Below are 13,192 nucleotides of genomic sequence, written 5' to 3' on the forward strand. Positions count from 1 at the left end.
TGGATCTGTTGGCTGGCGTGGCCAGCGGGCATGGGAGAAGCACGTGATTTTAGCACCGGCGTATCCGGAATCGCATTCATTTAGTTACCGTGCGCTTCGGTGTCGACATGGAGAACCGCCGGGGCCGGAGCGGTAGTTGAGGTTGGCGGCGGCGGAGCGAGTGGGCGGTCACGGGTGACGCTCCAGAGACTGCGTAGCCACGCTGAGAGCGGTGCCCGGCCGCGGAGGGAGTGGTGGAGCATCGCAACGAGCGGGCGGAGGGTGTGGAGGCGCTGGCCCCGCTGAAGGTGGGCTTCCACGCGGTGCCCGGCGGCGCGGGCCTGGTAGCGGTGGGAGATGCGGCGCAGTGCGGCGGCGGTGGCCCAGGCGGGCGGGGCGGCCGTCAGGGCAACGAGGCGGTCGGCGAGGTCGACGCAGACATCGGCGCGGTAATGCTGGGAGGAACCGTTGAGGGTCCGGTCGGTCATGCTTGCCGGGTGGAGCCGGTAGTTCACCAGCGGCTCGGTGAGGGTGTGCCCGTGGCCGGCGTCGCGCAGCGCGTGGAAGTGGATCTCGTTGGTGACGGGGAGAAGCGTGCGAGCGGCGTCGCGACGGACGAGGAGGGTGCTGGTGTTGCCGCCGGGGTGGGGCTCGGGCAGCAGAGGGCGGCCGTCGACGCCGACGACGGTCTCCCAGTGGTCAATCAGGAGGCGATCGGGGGTGATGGCCTCGGCGCAGGTGCGGAGTTTGGCAGGGTGGAACCAGTCGTCGGCGTCGAGTGGGGCGATCCAGTCGCCCTCGGCGAGGAGCACGGCGTCGGTGAGGGTCTGGGCAAACCCTCGCTGGGGGCGGTGCACGATTCGGACGTGGTCCTGGTGGCGGCGGCAGATCTCGGGGGTGTCGTCGGTGGAGCCGTCGTCGATGACGAGGATCTCGTGGAGGGTGTAGTTGCCGGGCTCCTGCTCCAGGCAGCTGGTGATGGCACGGTCGAGGTAGCGGCCGTAGTTGTGGCAGAGGATCACGCAGGAGATCCGGGGCAACGGGGCGTTCGTCATCGGTGGCCGCCTTCGTAGAGCGAGAGGTGGGCGGTGAGGACGTCCTTGTGTTCCTGGGCGCGGTAGTCGAGGAAGTCCTGGTCGAGGCGGCGTGGGGTTGCGGCCGTGCGGGCGGTCGCGGATTCCAGGGCGGTCAGGAAGCGTTCGCCGAAGAGGTTGGGGTGGCCGGTGGTCCAGTCGAACCATTCGGGTTCGGGGACGGCCTGGTCGTGCCGCTGGTGGAGGCGGTGTTGTTCGGGGAGGTGACCGACGCGGGCGCAGACCGGGGTGAGGCCGAGGTCGAAGGCGAGTTCCAGTTGGCCGGAGTGGGTGCCCCAGAGGTAGGGGAGCAGGAGGAGGTCGCTGGCGAGGGCGGCGTCGAGGACGTCGGCGTCGGTGGGGTACGGGCGCATCGTGATCCGGATGCGGGGGTCGTGGCGGGCGGTGTCAAGGATCACGGGGAGCGGGTTAGGAGTGGTGCGGGTGAAGTCGGCGGGGCTGGCGGCGCGCAGGAGGAGGTGCAGGGTGTGGGCGGGGTCGCTGGTGGCGAGTGACCAGTTGACGACGGGTGAGATCTGGTCGCGGTTGGCGCGGGTGGCCCCGTAGAGGAGGGTGCGGACGCCGGTGCCGGGGAGGCGTTCGCGGTGCCGGAGGGTGTCGGGCGGTACGACGTAGCCGTGCGGGATGACGGTGGCGGGAGGCTCGGCGCCCAGCAGGGCGGCGAGGTCGGCGCGAGAGCCTTCGGTGAGGCAGATCCAGGGGACGTCGGCGGCGAGGAGCAGGCGCAGGCGCGTGACGAAGGCGTCGGCCCCGTCGCTGTCGCCGCCGAACATGGGGCGGGTGTCGTGGGCGGTGAAGACCACACGGACGCCGGCGGTGGCGCAGGCGTCGAGGAGGCGCTCCAGGACGGCGGGGGTTTCGAGGTCGATGTGGTGGAGGTGGAGGACGTCGAGCCAGTCCAACGGGGTGTGGTCGAGGATCCAGGAAGCGGTGACGTCGGCGGGGACGACGAGGCCGGGCCGGATCTCGGTGGGCTCGGGGGTGGTGTTCAGGGCGCGGATGCCGGGGCCGTTGAGCTTGCGGGCGTAGGGAGTGCGGGCGGGTAGGTGGACGACGCGGAGGCCGGACTCCGGGGAAGCGGTGGTGGCGGTCATCGGCGGACCTCGGGCAGGCCGACGGTGACGAGCTGGGTGGACAGGCCGTGGGAGGCGTCGTCGCTTCGGGTGACGCCGGCATAGTGGATCTCGAAGCCGCGGGCGCGCAGGAGGGCCTGGAACTCGTCACTGGCCCACTCGCGGACGTGGCTGGGATTGCGAGGCGGCCCGGGGGCGTCGTAGCCGCTGCGGAACTCGCGGGCGGGGGTGGAGAACACGGCGACGGAGGCGCCGTCCGACAGGAGGTTGCGGGTGAGCGCGAGGAGCGGGAGCGGGTCGAGGAGGTGTTCGATGACGTCGGAGCAGACGACGACGGAGCGTTGCAGGAGATCGGGAGCGAGCGGGAGGTATTCGGCCTTCTCCAGGTCGGCGTCGATCCACTCGCCGAAGGCGTGGTTCTCGCGGCACCAGGTGAGGTTGTCTCCGAAGTCGACGCCGATGTACGTCCAGTCGGGGCGTTCGGAGGCCAGGGCGGCGAGTTTGCCGGCGCGGCCACAGCCGAGGTCGATGAGGGTGTCGAGACCGGAGTGCTCGGCGAGGGTGGCGGCGTACGGGTAGACGTCGGGCTGCCAGGTGACGTCGTCGTCGGTGGTGTCGGTGAAGTACTCCACGGTGGTCCGGTGGCGGTAGCCGGTCCGGATGTGGTGGGTGGTGGCGTCGCCGAGGGGCTGACGGGAGAGAACGGGGTACGGCGCCGGGGCTGACGCGGGGGACAGCGCGGGAGTCGTCGACACAGTGAGCTCCTTCGGTCGTGTCACAGCTGGGGCCAGAGGGAGAAGATGCCGACCATGCGCTCGGTGAGCTCCTCGCGGAGCTCGCGCCAGCGGTGGCCGCCGGTGCGGCGGGCTTCGGCGGCCAGGTCGTAGGCGTGGCCGCCGGTCTCGGGCAGGCAGGCAAACATCTGGAGCAGAGCGGAGGTGTCGTCGTCCGGCCCGGAGTCGGTGTCGGCTGCGAGCAGGGCGCGGATGTCGTCGGCCGGCATGGCGGCGGTGATGCCGGAGCCGGGGATGCTCTTGCTCATCTTGGGCAGGCCGCCGAGGCCGGGGATCATCTTGGTGTAGATGCCGGAGAGGCGGTCGGCGGGCAGACCCCAGCGTTCGGCTCCGCGCCGGGCGAGTGCCACGTACTTGTGCTCGTCGACGCCGAGGGAGACCAGGACGTGGCGGTCCTGGGCGAGCAGGTGGACGAAGTCGGCGGCCATGAGGAGGGTGGCCTGCTTCATGCCGTAGGTGAGGTGGTCGAAGACACCGTGGTTGCGGTAGAGGCCGGAGAGGTCCTCCTCGGCCCAGGTGAAGTCGGCGTCGTCCAGGTGGCGGGAGAGCAGGAAGGCCGTGGCCAGGACGTCGGCGTTGCCCTCTTGGCGACGCAGGACTCCGCGCTCGTCGTCGAATCCGAGTCGGCGGATGAACTCCTCGTACTGGTCGGCCAGTCGGCGGACTTCGGCCAGCGGGGTGCGGCGGGCGTTGTAGGAGTCGAGGTCGCCGAGCACGATCTGGACGTGCAGTCCGTGCTGCTGGAGCGTGACGGCGCGCAGGAGTTGGAAGACGGTGCCGGCGTGCGGCGGGCCGCCGAGGCCTACGCCGGTGGTCACGGTGGCCTGCTTCCCGTCGGCGACCGCGGTCGCGAAGGCCCTGGCTCCGGTGTGGCACATCCACTTGGTGCGCAGGTCGTCCGGGCTCAGGCCGGCGAGCGGGAAGTCGATGGCGCCGAGGGCGGGTTCGGCGTCGGCCTCCGGGGTGACGCTGTCGCTGGCGGCAGCGGTGCTCTCGGGAGCGATGCGCTCGTAGTTGTGGCGGGCGATGACGTCGTCGTAGTACGCGGAGTCGAACTTCACGGTGCGGTCACTTCCTTGTCCGGGGAGGTCTTTGTGGAGGTGTCGGCGGTGGAGCGCGATGCGAAGGCCCGGCGGACGAGGGGCTCGAAGCCGTCGGCGAGGAGGTTGCCGAGGACGGTGTTGCGGGGCGCGGCGACGCTGCCGAGATCGGCGGTGACGGTGCCGTCGGCCAGGACCCAGACCCGGAAGGGATAGGCGTCCTCGGCAGCGCGGGTCGGCTGGTCATACACCTGGATGCCGGTGCCGGACAGCAGGCTGCGGACGTGGGTGACGGCCTCGGTGAACGCCTCACGGTCGTAGGCGTAGAGGTCGGCCTTGCGGGAGTTCGCGCGGCCGATCGGGCGGTACTGGGAGATCAGCCAGTACTCCACCGGCGTGCGGGCGGCCAGTCCGGTGATGGTCTCGGCAAGGCTCGGGAGGGCGGCCAGCGAGGCAGCGGTGGTGAAGGTGTTGAAGGCGAGGCGCCGCCGGTCAGCCGCGAGCAGAGCGGTGTTGGCCCGGAAGGTGGTGAAGTAGCCGTCGCCGCGGAACCAGTCGGCGCTCTGCTCGTCGGGGCCGTCCACGGCCAAGGAGTAGAGGCTGACGTGGTCGCGCAGGCCCGCGTAGCGGTCGGCGAGCAGCAGGCCGTTGGTGTGCAGGTTGGTCTCGAAGCCGGCGGCCTGGGCGTGCTGGAGCGCGGGCTCCAGGTGGTTGTCGTACGGCATGACGGGGTCGCCGCCGGTGAAGACGATCCTCCGCGCCTCCGACTCGGCCCGGACGCGGTCGATGACGCGGCGGACGGTCGCTTCGTCGGTGTGCACCCGGTTACGTTCGCGGTAGCAGAAGCGGCACACACCCGGGGAGCCGGCCGTCTTCGGCAGGTCCCAGGCGTTGCAGTCGGTGTTGAGGACCAGATGCACGATGGCGAGTTCTTCGTGGGTCAGCATGCGGTCGTCTCCCTGTCGGAGGCCGGACGGCGGTCCGCGGGCAGTCGTAAGAGGGCGTCGACCGTGCGTGGGGCACCGCCCGTGAGGAAGACGAAACGGCGAAGGCTGTCCAGGGCGGCGCCGTCGTCCACGATGGCGAGCGCGGTGGCCAGCCCAGCCCGCAAGGTGGGGACGGCGCCGGCGGTCACCATCAGCACAGCCGCGTTCAGGGCGACGGTGCGCCGGGCCACCGCCGGGGCGCGGCCGGCGAGGAGATGCACGATGGCGGCGACGTTGGCGCGCGGATCGGCGCGCTGTGCAAGGGAGCCGAGGCCACCGACCGGACCCACGACACCACTGGCCTCGCCGACGGCGCGTGCGAACTCCAGGTCCTCCTGGCCAGCGGTCAGGCGGCAGACGCGGACGGTACCGCCGGGAATCAGCTCGTCGACCTGACTGCCGGGCACGGGGGAGGAGTTGACTACGGTGACGTCACCGAGGCCGAGCCGGTGCAGCAGTCGCGCGGACACCTGGACGGCCGGGTGGGACAGGCCATAGACGAAGCCGTGGCAGGCCACCGGGCTCAGCAGGGCGGGGAAGCCCAGGCTCAGGGCGTGCACGGCCTGGAAACGGCGGCCGTACCGCAGGTCAAACTCCGGCACCCGGTGCTCGATGGAGAAGAACCCGAAGCCGCACTCCCCCGCGATGTCCACCATGGCCTGCGGCGAAAGAGACTCGCACCGCGCACCCACCACGTCCATGAAGTCCCGGGAACCGGTCTTGGAGGAGGCGCTGCGCGAGCCAAGCTTTGCGATGTGTGCGCCGCCCGCTGCGGCGACCAGCGCGGCAGCCGAGCTGATGTTGATCGTCTTGTACGTCTTCTTCCCGCTGCCGGTGTAGCCGACCAGCCGCATCCCCGACGGCGGCATCAGGGGCTCCCACGCGCTGTGGTCCAGCGTGCGGGCGGCCCGGATCGCGGCTTCCACCTCGGCAGGGCGCGGTCCGCGCAGGAGCAGGGCGGTCAGCACGCTGCCGAGCATCACGTCACGGGGCGGGCCGGCGGGCAGCCCGAGCAGGTGCAGCAGACCGTTGTGGACCTCAGCCGGGGAGATGTCGGCGGGTGAGTTGACCAGGTGGACGAGGTCGGGGATCGGGACGGGGGGCGAGTGCATCGTGGATCTCCTAGGGGTGAAGTCAGCTACGGGAAGTGAGCAGCACTTTCAGCGGTCGGCGCGCAGCGGCGGGGCGGAGCGCGTCCAGGGCGTCGGGCAGCCAGGCGAGCGGGTAGCGGGTGGAGATGAGGGCCGTGGCCCATGCGCTGCCCGCGTCCTGGTCGAGCAGTTGGAGGGCATCCCGGAAGTCGTCGCAGTCGTTCGCGCGGCAGTAGGAGTACGAGCCCCGGACGGTGAGTGAGCGTCGAAACACCTCGCGAACCGGGGTGGGCAGCTGCACCTGCGGGGCGTAGGCGTTCTGGACGAGGACCGTGCCGCCGTCCCGTACCGCCTCGAGCGCCTGGAGCAGCGGCGCGGGCGACTGGCCAGAAGCCGCGTCGACCACCGCGTCGCACGCGCCCGCGGGGAGACCCGGAGCCGGGCAGACGGTAACGGAGGTGCCCGCCAACAGGGTCCGGAGCCGCGCTTCGTGGTCCGGCCTGCGAGTGGTCAGGAGGACGTCCCATCCGGCTCGGGCCGCGACGACGGCGGTGCAGATGCCCAGGGTGCCGGCGCCGATGACCCCGAGGCGGCTCGTGCCACTGGAGGGTGGTGCTTGCAGGCCGCACCGCACGCCGTGCAGGGCGACCGCCACCGGGTCGGCGAGGACGAACACAACCGGATCAGGCGCACCAGCAGGCAGTGGCACGGCGTTCCGCACGGGAACGCGAACGGACTCGGCCAGGCCGCCGGGCAGGTCCCAGCCGATGCGTCGCAGGTTGGGGCACAGGTGGATGCGGCCCAGGACGCACTCGGCACATGCGTCGCATCCGACCAGCGGGTTGACCGCGACCCAGTTCCCGGTGGTGTCGTCGATGCCGACGACCTCGTGGCCGGGCACCCACCCTTCGGGTATCGGTCCGCCCCAGGAGTCCGAGCAGAGCTTGCTGGTGTCGCTCCCGCACAGAGCCGAAAAGCGCACCCGGATGTCCGTCGTCCCGGCGTCTGCCGGCAGTGCGGCGCGACGCACAGGCGCGAGGCGTAGCGGACCGTTCGGCTCCCCGCGCTGGGCTTCCCAGACGAGCGTGCCAACGCCGGTCACCGGACTTCCTGCCAGTCCGAGTTCGTGACGCCCAACCAGGTCGGCAGGGCCTCGACGGACTTGAGCGTGACGCCCGGCCAGGGCTGTGCCGGGTCGCCGAAGGCCAGCGTGTCCGTGCCGCCCCGCCGTTCCACCCGCACCGCCCGCATTCCGCAGCGCAGGGCCCCGAGCAGTTCGTTGCCACCACCGTCGCCGCAGTACAGCACCGAATCCGCGGCGTGCCCGAGGCGCTCGGCGACCCGCGCGTACAGGTGCCGGGTCGGCTTCACTGCGCCCTCGCGGCAGCTGAACAGCGCCACGTCGAACTGTTCGGACAGTTCGGAGTGGTGCCACGCCTCGGCGATGTCGGGGGCCGCGTCGCTCAGCAGCGCCAGCCGGATGCCGGACCGCCGCAGCGTGTGGAGGCTCTCCAGCACTGACGGCTCGGCACGCAACCGTCGGGGCGCCAGCTTCCGGAGCACCGACTCCACCTGGGGGACGTACTCAGCCGGTGCCCCGCACCGTTCGGCGAGATGCGCGGCGATCTCGGTGGGCGTGCTCAGGGTGCCATCGTGCCGAGCCTGCCAACTGCTGCCGAGCACCTGGTCGGCGATGTGGTCCGGCACGCGCAGTTCGGCGGCGATCCTCCGGGCGGCATGGCTGCGCTCGCGATCGTCCGGGGCCGGAACCAGAGTTCCGAAGAGGTCCAGGATCACGGCGGTGGGCCGCCATCCGGCAGGCGTCGCAGTGACGATCGGGCTCTGTTCCGGGAGGGCCAGGGTGCTGTCCATCAGTTCCCTTCCGTCACCGGCGACGGCGATGGGCCGAGACGGTGATCGAATTACCAAGTGGGGGCTTCTCCAACGGCTTTGCCGGCCGAAGCCCGGGGGGGGTTGAGCAGCTGTTGAAAGCCTGCCTGCCGGAGCCCGCTCCGGCGTAGGTCCGCGCGTCGCACCGTCGTGGAACCGGCACCGAACCGAGCCCCGCGGTACTGCAGTGCGAGAGGATCACCACTCGTCGCGGCTGTGGTACTCGTGCCGAACCCGTGCTGAACCATTGCCCGTACGACCCGGGATGCCTCGGAATAGGCTGCTAGCGTCGTCAGTACCGATCGCGGGGGTTCGAGTGGGCACGGTGCAGCGTTGGTCAGGTCGTGAGGCCAAGGCTCTTCGTGAGGCATTACGGATGACCGTCCGCGGCTTCGCAGCCCACCTCGGTGTCAGCGATCGGACGGTGTCCAAGTGGGAGGCCGGCGGGGAGCACCTGTTCCCCGTGACCGACTCGCAGGCACTGCTCGACACAGTCCTCGACCGGGCGGACCCCGACGTTGTGGACCGCTTCCGACAGCTCCTCGACGGGCACGTCTGTCATCGAGCGACCACTGCGGGAAGTTTCGTCCTAGCGCCACCTCCGGAGCCCGGCTTGGTACACAGATCCGAAGACTTCGACAGCGTCATCTCCCTGCTGGCCGAGGCGAACGCATCCGGCAGGAGCCCGGTACTGGCGGTGTGCGGACCCGGCGGCTTCGGCAAGACGACACTGGTCACGCAGGTGTGCGAGGACCCCGGCGTCCGGGAGATGTTCCCCGAGATCCTCTGGGTGGAGACAGGAGAAGGCTGCACCGCCGCCCGCGTCGTGGAGCTGATCTCCGATCTCTGCGTGCACGTCGACGGAACCCGCCCCGCACTCACCGACCCTGAGCAGGCCGGCTTCCACCTGGCCCGCGTGCTGCAGGACAGGCGGGTGCTGCTCGTCATCGACAACGTCTGGTCGGCGGCGGACCTGGCCCCGTTCCTCTTCGGTGCGCCATCCTGCACCCGCCTCGTGACCACGAGGAACATTCGCACCTGCCCGTCGACGGCGCAGGTGCTGCGGCTCGGCCCGATGTCGGCTCCGGAGATCAGCGAGCTGCTGACCCGATCCGTCTCCCGCTTGACCCGGCCGGCCGCCGACCGGCTGGCGGCCCTGTGTGGCGGGTGGCCGCTGCTGGCCACCGTGGTCGGCTCCAACGTCTCCTCCGACCTGGCTGCGGGAGCCTCGGCCGAACGGGCCGTCACCGAGGCCAGGCAGGCACTGCACGCCCACGGACCCCAGGCGTTCGACGTCTGGGACGCGGACCAGCGTTCCAACGCGATCGGCCACGCCATCACCGCCAGTCTGCGCAGTCTCGACGAGGGCGTGAGGATCACTGGAGGCTCGTCGCTGCGCGAGCGCTACCTCTCCCTGGCGGTCTTCCCCGCCACGCTCCCGGTGCCCCTGAGCGTGCTCACCCACTGGTGGGGCACGTCCCACGGCTGGTCGGCCAGCGCCGTCCGCCAGTTCTGCCGGATCCTGGCCGACCGCTCGCTGATCAGCGCGTACCTGGCCGACCGGGACGCGGTGGTCCTGCACGACGTGTTCCGCTCCTACCTGAAGCACATGGTGGGCGATCAGTGGGAAGCCCTGCACGCCTCGTTGATCGATTCCTACCGCGGCGCCGGTGCGGCGGACTGGTCGCAGCTGCCGGCGTCCCACCCCTACATGTGGCAGCAACTGCCGTACCACCTGCACGAGGCCGGACTCGATGACGAGCTGGTGGACCTGCTGTCGTCCACCTCGTACGTGGCGCGCAAGGCGGCCACCGTCGGCAGCCAGTCCCTGGCGGCCGACGCCATAGTTCTCGGGACGGTCGAACCCTTCCGGGCCGACTCCCATCCCCGGCACCGGGACTGGCACCGGGCGGGCACGCTGACCGGTGCCGGATACCTACTGCACGGGCTCCGAACACCGCAGGACATGGCCTCGACGCTGACCCTCGCCCTCGTGCGTGCGGGCGACCTGCCGTCCGGCAGCACCACGGAGACCGCCGACGGAGTCGGCTTCCACACCTCGTGGGCCCGGGCCGCCGCAGCGGGGCCCGGCCACGTGGGCGCCGTCGTCTCGGTCGCGACCGCTGCGGGCCTCATCGCCTCCGGCGGCGAGGACGGCGCCGTCCGGGTGTGGGACCTCGCCTCGCGCACCCTGGTCCACGCCTTCCACGCCCACACCGGCTGGGTGTTCGCCACTGCCCTGACCTATGACGGCGCGCTGCTGGCCTCGGCGGGCGAGGACGGCCTGATCCGCCTCTGGAACCCCCGCACGGGACGAGCTCTCGGAATCCTCGCCGGTCACGATCGCCGAGTCCGCTGCCTCAGCTTCACCCCGGACGGCCAGTACCTGCTGTCAGCAGCTGAGGACGGGAACGTACGGGTCTGGAACGTCGAGGAATTGGCCCTCAGCCACTCGATGGCGACCTGCGGAACGCCGCTGTGGACGGTCTCCGTCGACGCCGCTGCGCGGGTCGTGGCCGCAGCGGGTGAGGACGAGTTCGTCCGCCTCTACGACCTGGCGACCGGCGCGCTCCTCGACGAGAAGGCGGGTCACCGGGACTGGGTCCGGTCGGTGGCCTTCTCCCGCACCGGCAGGCTCCTCGCCTCGGGCTCGGGGGACCGCTCCGTGGTCCTCTGGGACACCAGCGGCGGCAGGCTCAACCAGGTCCGGCGGGTGGACGGCCTTCCCGCACGCGTCCGCTCAGTGGTCCTTGACGGCCAGTCGGACCTCCTCCTCGCCGCCACCGAGGACGCCGTCATCCGGGCGTTCGACGCCGGTGGCCCGGTCGGCGAGGTGCAGATGCCGCCGGGCGTCGACTGGGTCCGGGCACTGGCCTGCGCGGCAGACGGCACGGTCGTCGCCGGCTGCGAGGATGGTGCCCTGCGGCTGTGGACGAAGTCGGAACCCGACGGGCTCCACACCGTAGCCGAAGGCTCGAACACGGTCTGGTCCACCCACATCACGTCCGACGGCGGCCTCGGCGCCGTGGGCCACAGTGACGGCCACGTCGAACTCCTGGACCTGCCCACCGCCGCGTCGCGCCGCGAACTGCTGGGCAGCGCGGGCCGGGTGTGGTCGGTGGCCACCGGTGGCAGGTACGTCGCGGCGGCCTGCGGGGACGGCTCAGTCCACGTCTGGTCCCTCGACGACGAGAGCTGGGCACTGCGGCTCAACGACGACGTCACCCGGAGCTGGAGCGTCGCGGTGGCCCGGTCCGGCACCCGGCTCGCCGCCAGCACCGGCGACGGGCACATCCGGTGCTGGGACCTCCCCTCCGGAGCGCTGGTGTGGGAGCAGCAGGCCCATGCCGGCCGCGTGCGGTCGCTAGCGTTCGACGCCGAGGGTCACCTGCTCGCGGCGAGCGGCGGCGACGGCTCCGTGCACCTCTGGGACTCGCGCACGGGCCGCCACCTCAACCGGTTCGTGAACCCCGGAGGATGGGCGCGGTCGATCGCCGTCGACGCCGCGGGCGCCCACCTCGCGGTGGGCTCGGGCACCGGGGAGATCCATGTCCGCGACGTCCGAACCGGCCAGTTCACCGCTCACCTGTCCGGACACGTCGGCCGGGTCCTCCTGATGGCCTTCGGCGACGATCCCGACCGACTGCTGTCGGCCGCAGCCGACGGAACCGTGCGGGCCTGGTCGCTCAGCCACCAACACCAACTCGCCGAGGTACGCGTCGACGCGACGCTGAACTGCGCCGCCGCCGACCCCGGTACGGGCCGCGTGCTCGTCGGGAGCGCGGCCGGCCCTGCGTCGCTGCAGCTCCATCACGGGCAGACCGTGGATCATGTGGCGGAACCCGCCGACAGCCGAGGAGAAGGACGAATCTGAGCATGCCCAGCGCACCCGTGATCCTGAGCGGCACCCCCGGCTCGTTCGCTCGGGACGTCTTCCACGAGCGGCACCCGAAGCTCATCCAGCAGGTGCTCGATGCACTGCCGTACGGGCCTACCGAGCGGGCAGCGATCGAGGAACTCCTCACCGAGAGCACCAGCGGCGTACTGGAGCCGCTCAGCAGGAACGCCCACGATCACCAGCAGTGGCTGGAGTGGGGCGAGGGCTTGTTCGGGCGGCCGTGGGGCGAGGCGCCGTTCCTGTGGGCGGAGAGCTACTTCTACCGCAGGCTGCTCGAAGCCACTGGCTACTTCCGGCCCGGGACTTGGCAGGGCATCGACCCATTCGCACCGTTCAAGACCGCCGAACTGGCCGGCTCGGCCGTCGACGCCGAACTGGCGGCTCTCAGCGAACTGCCCTCCCTGTCGACCGAGAAGCGAGCCGACGTGCTCCTCTCGTCCGCGCTCTGGGGCAACCGGGCGGACCTCAGCTTCCAGATCACCGCCTCGGCGGGGGACACACAGCCCTCTGCTCTGATCGCGGACGACAGCACTCTCCTATGGTCCACCCTGGCTGCTGCGAGCACCCCGAAGGTCTGCGTCATCGCGGACAACGCCGGGCGGGAGCTGCTGCCGGACCTCGTACTGGTAGACCACCTCCTCACGAGTGGGTTGGCCGCCGAGGTCGCCCTGTACGTCAAGCCTTCCCCCTACTACGTGTCGGACGCGACCACCGCAGACGTCCTTGCCACCGTCGAGCGCCTTCGCACCGCGCCCGAGCAGGAGGCAGAACGGATCGGACGCCAGCTCTGGGACGCGATGAACAACGGCACGCTCGTGATCCGCACGCACCAGTTCTTCTGCGCGCCGTTGCCGTTCCAGGAGATGCCCGCCGATCTCAGGGCCGAGCTCTCCGGCGCCGCGATGACGATCCTCAAGGGCGATCTCAACTACCGCCGCCTCGTCGGGGATCAGCTGTGGGACGCCACGGCCCCCTTCGCCGAGAGGGCCGGCCACTTTCCGTCCCCGGTAGCGGCCCTTCGTACGTTGAAGTCGGACGTCATCGTCGGCCTCAACGGACCGGCAGTCGCCGGGCTCGACGCCACTGGGGAGCCGTGGCGAACCAGCGGCAAGTACGGGCTCATCCAAGCCCACGCACAGGCGTAGTACCGGCACGAGGCCGTTGGAGCACGCACAAGACGCGAGTGCCAATCGGAGACGACAGCTGAACCGGTCTGAGCCGCGTCGTGCCCCAGGAAGTAGACAACTGGTTGCCGCGTCGAGAATGGGCCGGGTTTTGTGGGGGGGGGGGGGGGGCCCCTCCCCCGCCGCCACAGCCTCCCCACGCCACGGGGTCTCGAACGGAAAA

Annotated in this window: 10 protein-coding genes; 2 read left to right on the forward strand and 8 right to left on the reverse strand. The window is 71.0% G+C overall.

Annotation, left to right across the window (positions count from 1 at the left end; translation table 11 throughout):
* Positions 1-80 precede the first annotated feature (80 nt).
* From ACZ38L_RS16790 to ACZ38L_RS16825, 8 genes are read right to left on the reverse strand one after another with little or no spacing between them, the layout of a single operon-like run.
* Positions 81-1,034: a glycosyltransferase family 2 protein gene (locus tag ACZ38L_RS16790; protein WP_465693733.1), complete on the reverse strand. Its 954-nt coding sequence runs from the start codon at positions 1,032-1,034 to the stop codon at positions 81-83.
* Positions 1,031-2,167: a hypothetical protein gene (locus ACZ38L_RS16795; protein WP_465693736.1), complete on the reverse strand. Its 1,137-nt coding sequence runs from the start codon at positions 2,165-2,167 to the stop codon at positions 1,031-1,033. The genes ACZ38L_RS16790 and ACZ38L_RS16795 overlap by 4 nt, the downstream gene beginning before the upstream one ends.
* Positions 2,164-2,901 carry a class I SAM-dependent methyltransferase gene (locus tag ACZ38L_RS16800; protein ID WP_465693739.1) on the reverse strand — a complete coding sequence of 246 codons (738 nt, stop codon included), beginning with the start codon at positions 2,899-2,901 and terminating at the stop codon, positions 2,164-2,166. Before ACZ38L_RS16800 ends, ACZ38L_RS16795 begins: the two co-directional genes overlap by 4 nt.
* Positions 2,902-2,921: 20 nt before the next feature.
* Positions 2,922-4,001, reverse strand: coding sequence for a hypothetical protein (locus tag ACZ38L_RS16805; protein ID WP_465693743.1), 1,080 nt, complete (start codon positions 3,999-4,001; stop codon positions 2,922-2,924).
* The gene (locus tag ACZ38L_RS16810) at positions 3,998-4,927 is read right to left on the reverse strand and encodes a radical SAM protein (protein WP_465693747.1); all 930 of its coding nucleotides are present in this window, start codon (positions 4,925-4,927) and stop codon (positions 3,998-4,000) included. Before ACZ38L_RS16810 ends, ACZ38L_RS16805 begins: the two co-directional genes overlap by 4 nt.
* Positions 4,921-6,078 carry a hypothetical protein gene (locus ACZ38L_RS16815; protein ID WP_465693751.1) on the reverse strand — a complete coding sequence of 386 codons (1,158 nt, stop codon included), beginning with the start codon at positions 6,076-6,078 and terminating at the stop codon, positions 4,921-4,923. The genes ACZ38L_RS16810 and ACZ38L_RS16815 overlap by 7 nt, the downstream gene beginning before the upstream one ends.
* 22 nt (positions 6,079-6,100) lie before the next feature.
* A complete protein-coding gene (locus ACZ38L_RS16820) occupies positions 6,101-7,159 on the reverse strand; it encodes a zinc-dependent alcohol dehydrogenase (RefSeq protein WP_465693755.1) in 1,059 nt (352 codons plus the stop codon).
* Entirely contained in the window at positions 7,156-7,929 is a 774-nt protein-coding gene (locus ACZ38L_RS16825) for an HAD family hydrolase (RefSeq protein WP_465693758.1), read from the reverse strand. Before ACZ38L_RS16825 ends, ACZ38L_RS16820 begins: the two co-directional genes overlap by 4 nt.
* Positions 7,930-8,560: 631 nt before the next feature.
* Here ACZ38L_RS16825 and ACZ38L_RS16830 point away from each other — a divergent pair.
* A complete protein-coding gene (locus ACZ38L_RS16830; protein WP_465693762.1) occupies positions 8,561-11,821 on the forward strand; it encodes a WD40 domain-containing protein in 3,261 nt (1,086 codons plus the stop codon).
* A 2-nt stretch (positions 11,822-11,823) separates the two neighbouring features.
* On the forward strand, positions 11,824-12,990 hold the full coding sequence (locus ACZ38L_RS16835; RefSeq protein ID WP_465693764.1) for a damage-control phosphatase ARMT1 family protein: 1,167 nt from the start codon (positions 11,824-11,826) through the stop codon (positions 12,988-12,990).
* Positions 12,991-13,192 lie beyond the last annotated feature (202 nt).

Source organism: Kitasatospora sp. NPDC024654 (assembly GCF_055559155.1).